This window comes from Lysobacter alkalisoli (genome assembly GCF_006547045.1).
GTDB lineage: Bacteria > Pseudomonadota > Gammaproteobacteria > Xanthomonadales > Xanthomonadaceae > Marilutibacter > Marilutibacter alkalisoli.
In genome coordinates, this window is sequence record NZ_CP041242.1 from 1,826,859 (window position 1) to 1,838,962 (window position 12,104).

General features: G+C 65.5%; 12 protein-coding genes. 4 read left to right on the forward strand and 8 right to left on the reverse strand.

Annotated elements, in window-relative coordinates:
* Positions 1-21: 21 nt before the first annotated feature.
* Genes mnmA through FKV23_RS07865 form a run of 3 tightly spaced genes read right to left on the reverse strand, consistent with a single transcriptional unit; the run spans position 22 to position 2,163 of the window.
* A complete protein-coding gene (gene mnmA, locus FKV23_RS07855; protein WP_141623357.1) occupies positions 22-1,140 on the reverse strand; it encodes a tRNA 2-thiouridine(34) synthase MnmA in 1,119 nt (372 codons plus the stop codon).
* A 38-nt stretch (positions 1,141-1,178) separates the two neighbouring features.
* Positions 1,179-1,658 (reverse strand): NUDIX hydrolase, encoded by a 480-nt coding sequence (locus FKV23_RS07860; RefSeq protein WP_141623358.1) that lies wholly within the window; start codon positions 1,656-1,658, stop codon positions 1,179-1,181.
* 43 nt (positions 1,659-1,701) lie between these two features.
* Positions 1,702-2,163 carry a YbjN domain-containing protein gene (locus FKV23_RS07865; RefSeq protein WP_167285088.1) on the reverse strand — a complete coding sequence of 154 codons (462 nt, stop codon included), beginning with the start codon at positions 2,161-2,163 and terminating at the stop codon, positions 1,702-1,704.
* Between the two features lie 113 nt (positions 2,164-2,276).
* Between FKV23_RS07865 and clpS the strand changes: the two genes are divergently transcribed.
* Positions 2,277-2,597 carry an ATP-dependent Clp protease adapter ClpS gene (gene clpS / locus FKV23_RS07870; RefSeq protein WP_141623360.1) on the forward strand — a complete coding sequence of 107 codons (321 nt, stop codon included), beginning with the start codon at positions 2,277-2,279 and terminating at the stop codon, positions 2,595-2,597.
* Between the two features lie 269 nt (positions 2,598-2,866).
* Positions 2,867-5,152 (forward strand): ATP-dependent Clp protease ATP-binding subunit ClpA, encoded by a 2,286-nt coding sequence (gene clpA / locus FKV23_RS07875; protein WP_141623361.1) that lies wholly within the window; start codon positions 2,867-2,869, stop codon positions 5,150-5,152.
* A 67-nt stretch (positions 5,153-5,219) separates the two neighbouring features.
* On the opposite strand, the gene infA is transcribed toward clpA, so the two are convergent.
* From infA to FKV23_RS17170, 5 genes are all read right to left on the reverse strand, one after another.
* Positions 5,220-5,438, reverse strand: a complete 219-nt coding sequence (gene infA / locus FKV23_RS07880) for a translation initiation factor IF-1 (protein WP_027068842.1) — start codon at positions 5,436-5,438, stop codon at positions 5,220-5,222.
* Between the two features lie 184 nt (positions 5,439-5,622).
* Positions 5,623-6,387 carry a leucyl/phenylalanyl-tRNA--protein transferase gene (gene aat / locus FKV23_RS07885; protein WP_141623362.1) on the reverse strand — a complete coding sequence of 255 codons (765 nt, stop codon included), beginning with the start codon at positions 6,385-6,387 and terminating at the stop codon, positions 5,623-5,625.
* Between the two features lie 43 nt (positions 6,388-6,430).
* The gene (locus FKV23_RS07890) at positions 6,431-7,630 is read right to left on the reverse strand and encodes a GNAT family N-acetyltransferase (RefSeq protein ID WP_141623363.1); all 1,200 of its coding nucleotides are present in this window, start codon (positions 7,628-7,630) and stop codon (positions 6,431-6,433) included.
* Between the two features lie 13 nt (positions 7,631-7,643).
* Positions 7,644-8,597, reverse strand: coding sequence for a thioredoxin-disulfide reductase (gene trxB, locus FKV23_RS07895; RefSeq protein WP_141623364.1), 954 nt, complete (start codon positions 8,595-8,597; stop codon positions 7,644-7,646).
* 299 nt (positions 8,598-8,896) lie between these two features.
* Entirely contained in the window at positions 8,897-9,058 is a 162-nt protein-coding gene (locus FKV23_RS17170; RefSeq protein WP_167285090.1) for a hypothetical protein, read from the reverse strand.
* On the opposite strand from FKV23_RS17170, the gene FKV23_RS07900 reads away from it, so the two are divergent.
* Together FKV23_RS07900 and lolA are read left to right on the forward strand one after the other, a co-directional pair.
* On the forward strand, positions 8,997-11,321 hold the full coding sequence (locus FKV23_RS07900) for a DNA translocase FtsK (protein ID WP_244244163.1): 2,325 nt from the start codon (positions 8,997-8,999) through the stop codon (positions 11,319-11,321). The two genes, FKV23_RS17170 and FKV23_RS07900, sit on opposite strands and share 62 nt — an antisense overlap.
* A gap of 89 nt (positions 11,322-11,410) precedes the next feature.
* Positions 11,411-12,031 carry an outer membrane lipoprotein chaperone LolA gene (gene lolA, locus FKV23_RS07905; protein ID WP_141623366.1) on the forward strand — a complete coding sequence of 207 codons (621 nt, stop codon included), beginning with the start codon at positions 11,411-11,413 and terminating at the stop codon, positions 12,029-12,031.
* Positions 12,032-12,104: the final 73 nt, after the last annotated feature.

Below are 12,104 nucleotides of genomic sequence, written 5' to 3' on the forward strand. Positions count from 1 at the left end.
TGAGGCGTTGATTCAGGCGAATCAGGCCGCGTCGGCACGGGCCCGCTGTTCAAGTGGCGCATCGGTCGTGGCGATCACCGCACCGCCGAGGCATTCGTCGCCATCGTAAAGGACCAGCGACTGGCCGGGGGTGACCGCCCGCTGCGGCCCGGCGAACGACACGGCGAGACTGCCATCGTCCTGCACCTCGACCGCGCAGGCCTGATCGGCCTGTCGGTAGCGGACCTGTGCGGTACAGCTGAAACGGGTGGCGGGTGGTGCGCCGGCGATCCAGTGCGCGGTCTCGGTCCACAAACGCGTCGAGCGCAGCCAAGGCGTATCCGCCCCCTGATCGACGTAGAGAACGTTGCCGGCCACGTCCTTGCCGACCACGTACCACGGCGCCGGTTCGAAGCCGCGCACGCCCCCGATGTTCAGGCCTTCGCGCTGGCCCAGGGTGAAATAGAACACGCCCGGGTGCTCGCCGACATGGCGGCCGTCCGGGGTGGTGATCTCGCCGGGGCGGGCCGGCAGGTAGCGCGACAGGAACTCGCGGAAATCGCGCTCGCCGATGAAGCAGATGCCGGTGGAATCCTTCTTGGCGTGGGTAGGCAGGTCGGCATCGCGGGCGATCGTGCGCACCTCCGCCTTGGGCAGGTCGCCGAGCGGAAACAGGGTGGCCGCGAGCTGCTTCTGGCCGAGCTGGTGCAGGAAGTAACTCTGGTCCTTGCCGCGGTCGACACCGCGCAGCAGGCGGTGGCGGCCATCTTCATATACGACTCGGGCATAGTGGCCGGTGGCGATCTTCTCCGCGCCCAGTTCGTGGGCAGCGTCGAGGAAATGCTTGAACTTGATCTCGCGATTGCAAAGCACGTCCGGATTCGGCGTGCGGCCGGCCGCGTACTCGGCGAGGAAATGCTCGAACACCCCGGCCCAGTATTCGCCGGAAAAGTCGCGGAAATGGATCGGGATGCCAAGCCGGCCGCAGACCGCGACCGCATCGCGACGGTCGTCTTCGGCCCTGCAGTCGCTGCTGCCGTCGTCGGCCCAGTTCTGCATGAACAGCCCGGCGATGGACTCACCGGCGTTGCGCAGGCGCAGCGCCGCGACGGAAGAGTCCACTCCTCCGGACATGCCGACGATGATGCGTGCCGGGCTCATACCGATGTGCTCATCTCGATGTGCTCATGCCGATGGACTCATGCCAGTGCCTGGGTCAGCTCCAGCGGGTGCCGGCGACCGGCCAGGAAGTCGGCCACAGCCTGCCAGACCAGCGGACTGCGGTGTTGCGCCTGGCGCGCCTGCAGCTCGGCCGGGGACAGCCAGAGCGGCTGGATGATGCCTTCGTCGAGCTGCCGCGCCGGATCGTGCCGCAGCGGCTCGGCAGCGAACGCGAAGCGCAGGTAATGACGCCCGCCACGACCATCGCCGGTAGGTGGCGACTTCCACTGGTAGGCACCGACAAAGGCAGTCAGACGGACGTCCCAGCCGGTTTCCTCGAGGGTTTCGCGCAGGGCGGCTTCCAGCAGGGTCTCGTCGGGCTCGAGATGCCCGGCAGGCTGGTTCAGCACCCGCTTTCCGGCCACCATCTCCTCGACCATGAGCAGACGCCCGCCATCGGCCACCACGGTGGCGACGGTCACGTCGGGTTGCCAGAATCGGCCTTCGCGATAAGTCATTCGACACCTTCAGGCATGCGTCGCGGGGAACTCACGGAGACGGTCAGAACTCGTCCTCACCGTCGCTGAGGGCGGCCTCCATGCGATCGGCCACGTTGGCGGCGTATTCCATCGCGTCACTGAGTTGCGCGCTGGAGGCCCCGGCCGGGAGCTTGACCACATACACAGCCAGCCCGTCCTGTTTGACCCAGGCGCCGAGCTTGTTCTCATGGCTGGCCGCCAGCAGCCGGTTGGCCACCTCGACCGGGAAGCCGTCATCCACGGCGCGGTAGGCGGGCGCCCAGACCTCTCGGACCTCATGGCTGCCGTATGTCTCGGTGCCGGAAAGCACGAACACCAGCTGGGTGCGCTGCTCGTCAACCTCGAATACCAGCCGGTAATCGCCGTCGTCGTCGACTTCATACTCGTATCCGAGCGCGTCGAGCTGGCCGGCGACCGTGGTCTCTTCGGCCACGGCCGGGCCGCAGAACAGCAACATTCCCATCAACGCCAGCATTCCTCGCATCGCATGCACCTTGTTCCAACAGGAAAACCGCATTGTGCCGATTGCGGCCCGTCAGCGTCCATCGTCGATGTCGTCGGCGTTCATCGCCACGGGGAGGCACTTATAATCCGGACATGGCCAAACAGACCGACCACGAACACAGCCACGGCGCCCTGGTGGAAGCCGACAAGCCCGCCGTGGCGCGACCGCCACTGTATTCGGTGCTGCTTCTGAACGACGACTACACGCCGATGGACTTCGTGGTCGAGGTGCTGATGCGCTTTTTCCCGATGAACATCGAGAAGGCCACCCAGATCATGCTCCACGTCCACACGCGGGGCAGGGGGGTGTGCGGGGTGTTCACCCGCGAAGTGGCAGAGTCGAAGGTGGCGCAGGTGAACGAGTACTCGCGGCTCAACCAGCACCCCTTGCTGTGCACCATGGAAAAGGCCTAAAAGATGTGTCAAACACGTCTTGTCTGGTAGGGAGGGAAGGAAGCGCAGGCCGTCTGAACCGAGTCCATCGCGTGCATTGAACCCAGCACGGCTGGCCCGGTCCAAGGGCAAGGATCAGGTTAGTCTTGTCCAGGAGGACCACCGAGGGGATGCAGCGTTCCGGATAGGCAACGATCCGACCGATGCTGATCCGGTGGAAACCTTGTACGGGCGCCCCCATACAGGAGCGCAGTCCGCCGTACAGCAGTAGTTTTCAGGAGATCACCCACATGTTCAGCAAGGATCTCGAGTACAGCATCGGCCAGTGCTACAAGCGCGCCCGCGAGGCGCGGCACGAGTACATGACGGTCGAACACCTGTTGCTCGCCCTGCTCGACAACCCGTCGGCAGAGGGCGTGCTCAAGGCCTGTGGGACCGACTTCCATCGCCTGCGCGGCGACCTGGAACAGGCCATCTCGACCTCGGTCTCGGTCCTCCCCGACGACATCGACCGCGATACCCAGCCCACCCTCGGCTTCCAGCGCGTACTCCAGCGCGCCGTCTACCACGTGCAGTCGTCCGGCAAGAAGGAGGTTACCGGCGCCAACGTGCTGGTGGCGATCTTCGGCGAGAAGGACTCGCACGCGGTCTACTACCTCGGCCAGCAGGACATTTCCCGGCTCGACGTCGTCAACTACATCTCCCACGGCATCGCCCGCCACGAGACCGGCGAGGGCGAAGGAGAGGGCGCCGCCGAGGGTGAGATCCGCCCGGCCGAAGGCGAGGCGGAGGGCAAGTCCGACCCGCTGGAGGAATTCGCCTCCAATCTCAACCGGATGGCCGGGGAAGGCCGGATCGATCCACTGGTGGGTCGCGCCGAGGAGGTCGAGCGGACCATCCAGGTGCTGTGCCGCCGACGCAAGAACAACCCGCTCTATGTCGGCGAGGCCGGCGTGGGCAAGACCGCGATCGCCGAAGGCCTGGCCCTGCGCATCCACGAGGGCCAGGTGCCCGAGGTGCTGGCCGACGCGGTGATCTATGCGCTGGACCTGGGCGCGCTGGTCGCCGGGACCAAGTACCGCGGCGATTTCGAGAAGCGGCTGAAGGCGGTGCTGGCGCAGGTCCGCAAGCTGCCCAACGCGATCCTCTTCATCGATGAGATCCACACCATCATCGGCGCCGGCTCGGCCAGCGGCGGCACCATGGATGCGAGCAACCTGATCAAGCCTGCACTCGCCTCGGGCGAGTTGCGCTGCATCGGTTCGACCACGTTCCAGGAGTACCGCGGCATCTTCGAGAAGGACCGGGCGCTGGCACGGCGCTTCCAGAAGATCGACATTGTCGAGCCGACCATCGGCGAGGCGTTCGAGATTCTCAAGGGCCTGCGCAACCGCTATCAGGAACACCACGACGTGCGTTATACGGACGACGCCCTGCAAGCGGCAGTGGAGCTGTCGGTCAAGCACATCGGCGACCGCCTGCTGCCGGACAAGGCCATCGACGTGATCGACGAGGCCGGCGCCCGCCAGCGGCTGCTGCCGGAAAACGAGCGGCACGAACTGATCGACGTCGACGACATCGAGCTGATCGTCGCCAAGATGGCGCGCATCCCGGCCAAACAGGTCAGTGCGACCGACAAGGACGTGCTCAGGAACCTCGAGCGCAACCTGAAGATGGTGATCTTCGGCCAGGGCCCGGCTATCGACACCCTGACATCGGCGATCAAGCTGGCCCGCTCGGGCCTGGGCAACCCGGACAAGCCGATCGGCAACTTCCTGTTCGCCGGCCCGACCGGTGTCGGCAAGACCGAGGTGACCCGCCAGCTGGCCCTGCAACTGGGCATCGAACTGGTCCGCTTCGACATGTCCGAGTACATGGAGCCGCATTCGGTCAGTCGCCTGATCGGCGCACCGCCGGGCTATGTCGGCTTCGACCAGGGCGGCCTGCTGACCGAGAAGATCGTCAAGACGCCGCACTGCGTGCTGCTGCTCGACGAAATCGAAAAGGCGCACCCGGACATCTTCAACATCCTGCTGCAGGTCATGGACCGCGGGGTGCTGACCGACACCAACGGCCGCGAGGCGAACTTCCGCAACGTGATCGTGGTGATGACGACCAATGCCGGTGCCGCCCAGGCGGCGCGGCGCAGCATCGGCTTCACCCACCAGGACCACTCGACCGACGCGATGGAGGTCATCCGCAAGAGCTTCAGCCCGGAATTCCGCAACCGGCTCGATGCGGTGGTGCAGTTCCAGCCGCTGGCGATGGAGCACATCCTGCGGGTGGTCGACAAGTTCCTGATCGAGCTGGAAACCCAGTTGCACGAAAAGCAGGTCAGCCTGACCACCACGCCAACCGCGCGCGACTGGCTGGCCCAGCACGGTTTCGACCCGCTGATGGGAGCGCGGCCGATGACCCGGGTGATCCAGGACCGGATCAAGCGCCCACTGGCCGACGAATTGCTGTTCGGCAAGCTGATCGGCGGTGGCCGGGTCATGATCGACGTCAAGGACGGCGAGCTGGTCATCGACGTCCAGCCCGAACCGGAAAAGCTCCTGCCGGCCTCGGTCACCTGAGTCCGAGATCACGCGGACACGAAAAAGGCGGCCAATGGCCGCCTTTTTCATCAATAAGTTACATGCTTTACTTCATGCGATAGGTGATGCGGCCCTTGGTCAGGTCGTAGGGCGTCATTTCCACCTTCACGCGGTCGCCGGTCAGGATGCGGATGTAGTGCTTGCGCATGCGGCCGGAGATGTGGGCAATGATCTCGTGCCCGTTTTCGAGGCGCACGCGGAACATGGTGTTCGGAAGGGTTTCCGATACCGTGCCCTCGAACTCGATCACGTCGTCTTTGGCCATGTGCTCTCTAGTAGTTGCAGGTAGTGGGATGTGTCGCGAAAGGCCGAAGCCCAAAGCGACTGACAAGCCGGGCATTTTGCCACGGCAATGGCTTTTACGCAAAGAAAGTGTTAATCGCAGCTGCGGAGCCGCCCGAAGGGCTGGGGCTGTGGGCCATACGTGGAGACTTTGAACAAACCCTGGATCAGCCGGACGGCCGTACGTCGGCCAGGGTGCTTGCCGGCAAGGTGCCGAATCGCTCGCGCCAATGGCCGGCCGGGGAGTCGAGGTCGACAAGGACGGCGATTGCCGACAGGAATTCGGGGCGGGACAGCAGCACCGCGCCGAGGCTGAGCAGGTGATCGTTTTCGACCTGTGCATCGAACAGGGGCCAGCCCCAGTCGTGCAACCGGTGGGCGAGGGCGGCGAGAGCGACCTTGGAGCCGCCGGACTCGGCACTGAACATGCTCTCGCCGAAGAACATCCGCCCGATCGCCACGCCGTAGAGCCCGCCGACCAGGCGGCCTCCATCGGCCATGCTGTCATCCACGACCTCGATCGAATGGGCATGGCCGTGGCGGTGCAGCTCGAGGTAGGCCTCGACCATCGCATCGGTGATCCAGGTGCCTTGTTGGCCTTCACGAGGAATGTGGGCGCAGGTACGGATGACCGCCTCGAAATCATGGTCGGCGCGCACGGTCCACCCGGACTTCCGTAAGGTGCGCCGGAACCGCGACGGTAGCCTCACGCCGTCGGTGCGGAACACGGTGCGCGGGTCGGGCGACCACCACAGGATCGGCTGGCCGCCGGAGTACCACGGGAAAATGCCGTGGCGATAGGCGTTGAGCAGGCGCGGCAGGGACAGGTCGCCGCCGATCGCGAGCAAACCGTCCGGCTGGCGCAGGGCCCGCTCTGCTGGCGGGAACGGCGCGCCTGGATCGGCCGGCAGCAGGAACGGATGCTGACTCATTCCCATATTGTAGGAGCCGGCGCGTGCAGGAGCTGGCAACACTTCACTGAGGCCTGAGCGGCTCCTGCGGATATTCGCGGAACGGCGAACGGCCGGACAGGGTGCGGGCGTAACGGCGCACGGCGTCGGCTTCGGTCCGGCACCAGTCGCGCAGCGCGTCGCGGAACTGCGGATGCGCAACCCAGTGCCGGCTGTGGACGAAGCTGGGCAGGAAACCGCGCGCCAGCTTGTGCTCGCCCTGGGCGCCGGGTTCGAAGCGGGTCAGCCCTTCGCGTAGACAGTATTCGATGCCCTGGTAGTAGCAGGTCTCGAAGTGTAGGCCCGACAGCCGGCTCCCATCAGGCATGCCATAGCTTCCCCAGTAGCGCCCGTACAAGGTGTCTCCACCACGCAGATACAGCGCACCGGCGATGCAGCAGCCGTCCAGCTCGGCAAACACCAGCACCAGCTGGCGTGGCATGGCCTTCGCGAGGTGCTGCAGGAAGGGCAGAGTCAGGGCCGGGTGGTTGCCGTATTCGGCGAAGGTCTGCAGGTAGAAGCCATGGATCGTCGCGAGGTCGGTCGCGCTGGCCTCATCGCCATGCACGGTACGGAAGGTCACACCGGCACGGGCGACCTTGCTGCGCTCCTGGCGGATGTTCTTGCGGTGTTTGTGGTCGAAGGCGCCGAGGAAGTCGTCGAAGTCGCGCCAGCCGGCGTCATTGCGCCAGTGGTACTGCACGTCCAGGCGCGCCAGCCAGTCACCGCCAAAAACCGCCAATTCCGCCTCGGGCATGAAGTTGACGTGGGCCGAAGACAGGCCGTCGGCGGCTGCAAGTTCCACCATTGCCGAGACCAGGGCCTGGCGTCCAGCGTCATCCGAGGCCAGCAGCCGCGGCCCGGTTACCGGCGAGTAGGGCACCGCGCACAACCATTTCGGGTAATAGCCTGTGGTGGCGGAATGTCCGAGGCCCTCCCGCCGATCGAGCCCATACCGGTCCCAGGCATGAGCCCAGGCATGGTCGAACACGAATTCGCCGTGCGAGTTGTGCTTGAGATAGCCTGGAGCGGCGGCGACCAGGGTGCGGCCGTCCCACAGGGTCAGATGCCGCGGCGTCCAGCCCCATTCCCCGCGCAGGCAGCCATGCCGCTCGAGCCCGGCGAGGAAGGCATGGCTGACGAAAGGGTTGCGGCCATCGTGCAACGCATCCCATTGCCCGGCTTCGACCAGCGCCAGTGAATCTAGGATGCGTGCGGTGGGCATTGCCTCGCCGCGGTTACTCGCTTTTATCCAGGAACTTCTCGGCGTCCAGCGCAGCCATGCAGCCGAAGCCGGCCGAGGTGATCGCCTGGCGGTAGACCTGGTCGGCGACGTCCCCTGCGGCGAACACGCCCGGGACACTGGTCGCGGTGGCTTCGCCGGACAGGCCGGTCCGGATGGTGATGTAACCGTTCTTCATGTCCAGCTGGCCTTCGAACAGACCGGTGTTCGGAGTGTGGCCGATGGCGACGAACAGACCATGGATGTCGAGGTCACGAGTCGAGCCGTCCTGCACCGACTTCACCCGCAGGCCGGTCACACCGGCATCGTTGCCGAGCACCTCGTCGACGACGTGGTGCCAGACCGGCTCGATCTTGCCGGCCTGGATCTTGGCAAACAGTTTGTCCTGCATGATCTTCTCCGCACGCAGGGTGTCGCGGCGATGGACCAGGTAGACCTTGCGGGCGATGTTGGACAGGTACAGGGCCTCCTCGACCGCGGTATTGCCGCCGCCGATCACCGCCACGTCCTGGTCCTTGTAGAAGAAGCCGTCGCAGGTCGCGCAGGCGGAGACGCCACGGCCCTTGAACGCCTCTTCCGATTCCAGCCCGAGATACTTGGCGGTCGCCCCGGTGGAAATGATCAGTGCGTCGCAGGTGTACTCGCCGTTGTCGCCGACCAGCTTGAACGGACGCGTGGACAGGTCCGCGGTGTGGACGTGGTCGAACACCACCTCTGTGTCGAAGCGCTCGGCATGGGCCTGCATGCGCGTCATAAGGTCCGGGCCCATGAGCCCGTGGGCATCGCCCGGCCAGTTGTCGACCTCGGTGGTGGTCATCAGTTGGCCGCCCATCTGCAGGCCGGTGATGACGACCGGCTTCAGATTGGCGCGGGCCGCGTAGACGGCCGAGGTCCAGCCGGCGGGGCCGGAACCGAGGATGACGAGGCGGGCGTGCTTGGGAGGGGTCATGGATATAATCACGGCGAATGAGGTGCATAGCTTGGAGGCGGCATCCGGGCAAAACAAGACACGGTTCGCGATGCAGCGTTCCGATGAGGGAAGGCGGCGGGCATGGGGTTGCGTGACACGCCGTGAACCCGTCCATGGGGGCTCTTCCGAAACATCCATGTTTCGGAAGGTCACGCAAACCCATGCCCGCCGCCTTCTGGAGAGTTGGTCGGTGCCTCTGTAAACGACACGGGCAGCCCGGGTAAGCGGAGCGCACCCGGGGCATTGAAGGCAAAGGGCTCCGCGGCCACGGTCTTGCCTTACCCGAACTGCAAAATTGCTGTATCTTCAAAGACTAACGGAATCGAGTTAAGGCAGAACATCACGGTGGCGTCCACAGCGAAAGCAAGCCGCAAGAAGATCAGGCCCGACAATGCGGGTCGCGAGCCGTCGCCGCGCCGGCAAAGGCTGATGCGCGACATCGCGCTGATCCTGATTGCGCCATTCCTGCTCTACCTGCTGGTCAGTCTGTTCACTTATTCGCCCGAGGATCCCGGCTGGTCGCAGTCCGGCAGCGTTACCGCGCCGTTGCACAATTCGGGCGGGCAGGTCGGGGCGTGGATCGCCGACGTGCTGCTGTACCTGACCGGCTACGTGGCGTTCCTGTTGCCGCTGATGCTGGGTGCGATCGCATGGATCGCGCTGTTCGGCATGGACAGCGATGGCGACGGACAAGCCGACCTCGGCCCGGCGCTGAGGCTGGTTGGCATCGTCGGTTTCCTGGTGTCCTCGACAGGCTTCCTGCACCTGCGAATGGGCGTCGTGCCGGAGTTCTCGGCTGGCGCAGGCGGCATCCTCGGCCGGCTGGTCGGCAATTCGCTGCTCAGTGGCTTTGGCGCAGTCGGCGGCAATCTGTTCCTGCTCGCGTTGGTGCTGGTGTCGGTGACGCTCGCCACCGGAATCTCGTGGCTGGCGGTGATGGATCGGATCGGACAGTGGGTGCTGGCGCTGGGCCCGACGCTGTCGCAGTTGTTCCGCCGCGGCAGCCAGCAGGCCAGCCAATGGCAGCAGACCCGGGCCCTGCGCGAGGAACGCGAGGAAGTCCGCAAGGTCGACACCGAACTGCGTGCCAGGCGCGCACCGGTGAAGATCGAGCCGCCACCGGCGCCGGTGGTGGAGAAGAGCGATCGCGCCAAGCGCGAACAGCAGATCCCGCTGTTCCATGTCGGCGATGGCTCCGGCATCCCGCCGCTGGCCCTGCTGGACGATCCGAAGCCGCAACCGAAGGGCTACGACGAACAGACCCTGGAGACGCTGTCGCGGCAGATCGAGTTCAAGCTCAAGGACTTCCGCATCGACACCCAGGTGGTCGGTGCCTACCCGGGGCCGGTGATCACCCGTTTCGAGATCGAGCCGGCGCCGGGCGTGAAGGTCAGCCAGATCAGTTCGCTGGACAAGGACATCGCCCGCGGCCTGTCGGTCAAGTCGGTGCGCGTGGTCGACGTGATTCCGGGCAAGTCGGTGATCGGCCTGGAGATCCCGAACACCTCGCGCGAGATGATCTTCCTGTCCGAGCTGCTGCGCTCGAAGGAATACGACAAGGCCGCCAGTCCGCTGACCCTCGCACTGGGCAAGGACATCGCCGGTCGGCCGACGGTGGCCGACCTGGCGCGCATGCCGCACCTGCTGGTTGCCGGCACCACCGGCTCGGGCAAGTCGGTCGCGGTCAACGCAATGGTGTTGAGCCTGCTCTACAAGGCATCTTCGAAGGACCTGAAGATGCTGATGATCGACCCGAAGATGCTCGAATTGAGTGTCTACGAGGGCATTCCGCACCTGCTGGCGCCGGTGGTCACCGACATGAAGGAGGCCGCCAACGGCCTGCGCTGGTGCGTGGCCGAGATGGAGCGTCGCTACAAGCTCATGTCGGCGGTCGGCGTACGCAACCTGGCCGGCTTCAACAAGAAGGTCCGCGACGCACAGGACGCGGGGCAGCCGTTGATGGACCCGCTGTTCAAACCGAACCCGGAGATCGAGGAAGCCCCGCCGGCGCTGGAGCCGCTGCCGTACATCGTCGTCTTCATCGACGAATTCGCCGACATGATGATGATCGTCGGCAAGAAGGTCGAGGAGCTGATCGCGCGACTGGCGCAGAAGGCGCGCGCCGCCGGCATCCACCTGATCCTCGCCACCCAGCGCCCGTCGGTGGATGTCATCACCGGCCTGATCAAGGCCAACATCCCGACCCGGATCGCGTTCCAGGTGTCGAGCAAGATCGACTCGCGCACCATCCTCGACCAGTCCGGCGCCGAAACCCTGCTCGGCAACGGCGACATGCTGTACCTGCCACCGGGCACGGCGATGCCCGAACGTGTGCATGGCGCGTTCGTGTCGGACGATGAGGTGCACCGCGTGGTCGAACACCTCAAGCAGTCCGGCGGTGGCCCGGACTACATCGAGGGCGTGCTCGACGAAGTCCAGACGATGGGCGACGGCGTACTGGTCGGTGCGACCGGCCTGCCGGAATCGGGGGGCGGCGGTGATGAATCCGACCCGCTCTACGACCAGGCCGTGCAGATCGTCACCGAGACCCGCCGGGCCTCGATCTCGGGCGTACAGCGGCGGTTGAAGATCGGCTACAACCGCGCCGCCCGGTTGATAGAGGCAATGGAAGCCGCCGGCGTCGTCACCCCGCCCGAACACAACGGCGACCGCCAGGTGTTGGCGCCACCGCCGCCCAAATGACAGTGAAGAACTGTCGACTCGCTTCGTGTTCATCCGGCCTGCGGCACACTTCGAACATCGCGATACGCATCCTCCGGTAGAGGTACCCCATGCGCCTGACCCATCTCTTCGCACTGGCGGCCGTCATGTTCGCCTCCACGGCCATAGCCGGTGCCCGTGACGACTTCAAGAGCTTCACCGCGGGCCTGAAAGGCCTGGACGGCGAATTCACCCAGAAGGTCTTCGATGCCAACGGCAGGCTGAAGGAAACCTCCAGCGGTACCGTGGCGGTGTCGGCACCGCGCCAGTTCCGCTGGGAGTACCTGACCCCGTACCCGCAGTTGATCGTGGCCGACGGCAAGACGGTGTGGATCCATGACCCCGACCTCGAACAGGTGACCCGCAAGCCGCAGGGTGTCGAGGAGCAGAACAATCCGCTGGCTGCACTGATCGACCCTGCGCGCCTGGATGCCCAGTACAACGTCGTCGAGGAGGGCGAGGCCGACGGCCTGTCATGGCTGACCCTGGCCCCGAAGACCGAAGGCGATGCCAGCTTCAGCTCGGCTCGTCTCGGCTTCCGCAGTGGCGCGCTGGCGAAGATGGACGTGGTCGATGCGCTCGGCCAGCGCACCGAGATCGAGTTCAGTCCGTGGATCCGCAACCCGAGTTTCGCCAGGGGCACTTTCAGCTTCACCCCGCCGCCGGGGACCGATGTCATCGGCGAGGGCTGAACCGGCCGCGCACAACCCGCCTCGATGATCGGCCCGGGCATGCCCGGGCCGATCCGTTTGCAGGGCAGGGGAG

Coding starts and splice junctions, on each gene's coding strand:
- mnmA (WP_141623357.1), bottom strand. CDS start 1,140: ATGAGCCCGGCACGCATCATCGTCGGCATGTCCGGAGGAGTGGACTCT.
- FKV23_RS07860 (WP_141623358.1), bottom strand. CDS start 1,658: ATGACTTATCGCGAAGGCCGATTCTGGCAACCCGACGTGACCGTCGCC.
- FKV23_RS07865 (WP_167285088.1), bottom strand. CDS start 2,163: ATGCGAGGAATGCTGGCGTTGATGGGAATGTTGCTGTTCTGCGGCCCG.
- clpS (WP_141623360.1), top strand. CDS start 2,277: ATGGCCAAACAGACCGACCACGAACACAGCCACGGCGCCCTGGTGGAA.
- clpA (WP_141623361.1), top strand. CDS start 2,867: ATGTTCAGCAAGGATCTCGAGTACAGCATCGGCCAGTGCTACAAGCGC.
- infA (WP_027068842.1), bottom strand. CDS start 5,438: ATGGCCAAAGACGACGTGATCGAGTTCGAGGGCACGGTATCGGAAACC.
- aat (WP_141623362.1), bottom strand. CDS start 6,387: ATGAGTCAGCATCCGTTCCTGCTGCCGGCCGATCCAGGCGCGCCGTTC.
- FKV23_RS07890 (WP_141623363.1), bottom strand. CDS start 7,630: ATGCCCACCGCACGCATCCTAGATTCACTGGCGCTGGTCGAAGCCGGG.
- trxB (WP_141623364.1), bottom strand. CDS start 8,597: ATGACCCCTCCCAAGCACGCCCGCCTCGTCATCCTCGGTTCCGGCCCC.
- FKV23_RS17170 (WP_167285090.1), bottom strand. CDS start 9,058: ATGTCGCGCATCAGCCTTTGCCGGCGCGGCGACGGCTCGCGACCCGCA.
- lolA (WP_141623366.1), top strand. CDS start 11,411: ATGCGCCTGACCCATCTCTTCGCACTGGCGGCCGTCATGTTCGCCTCC.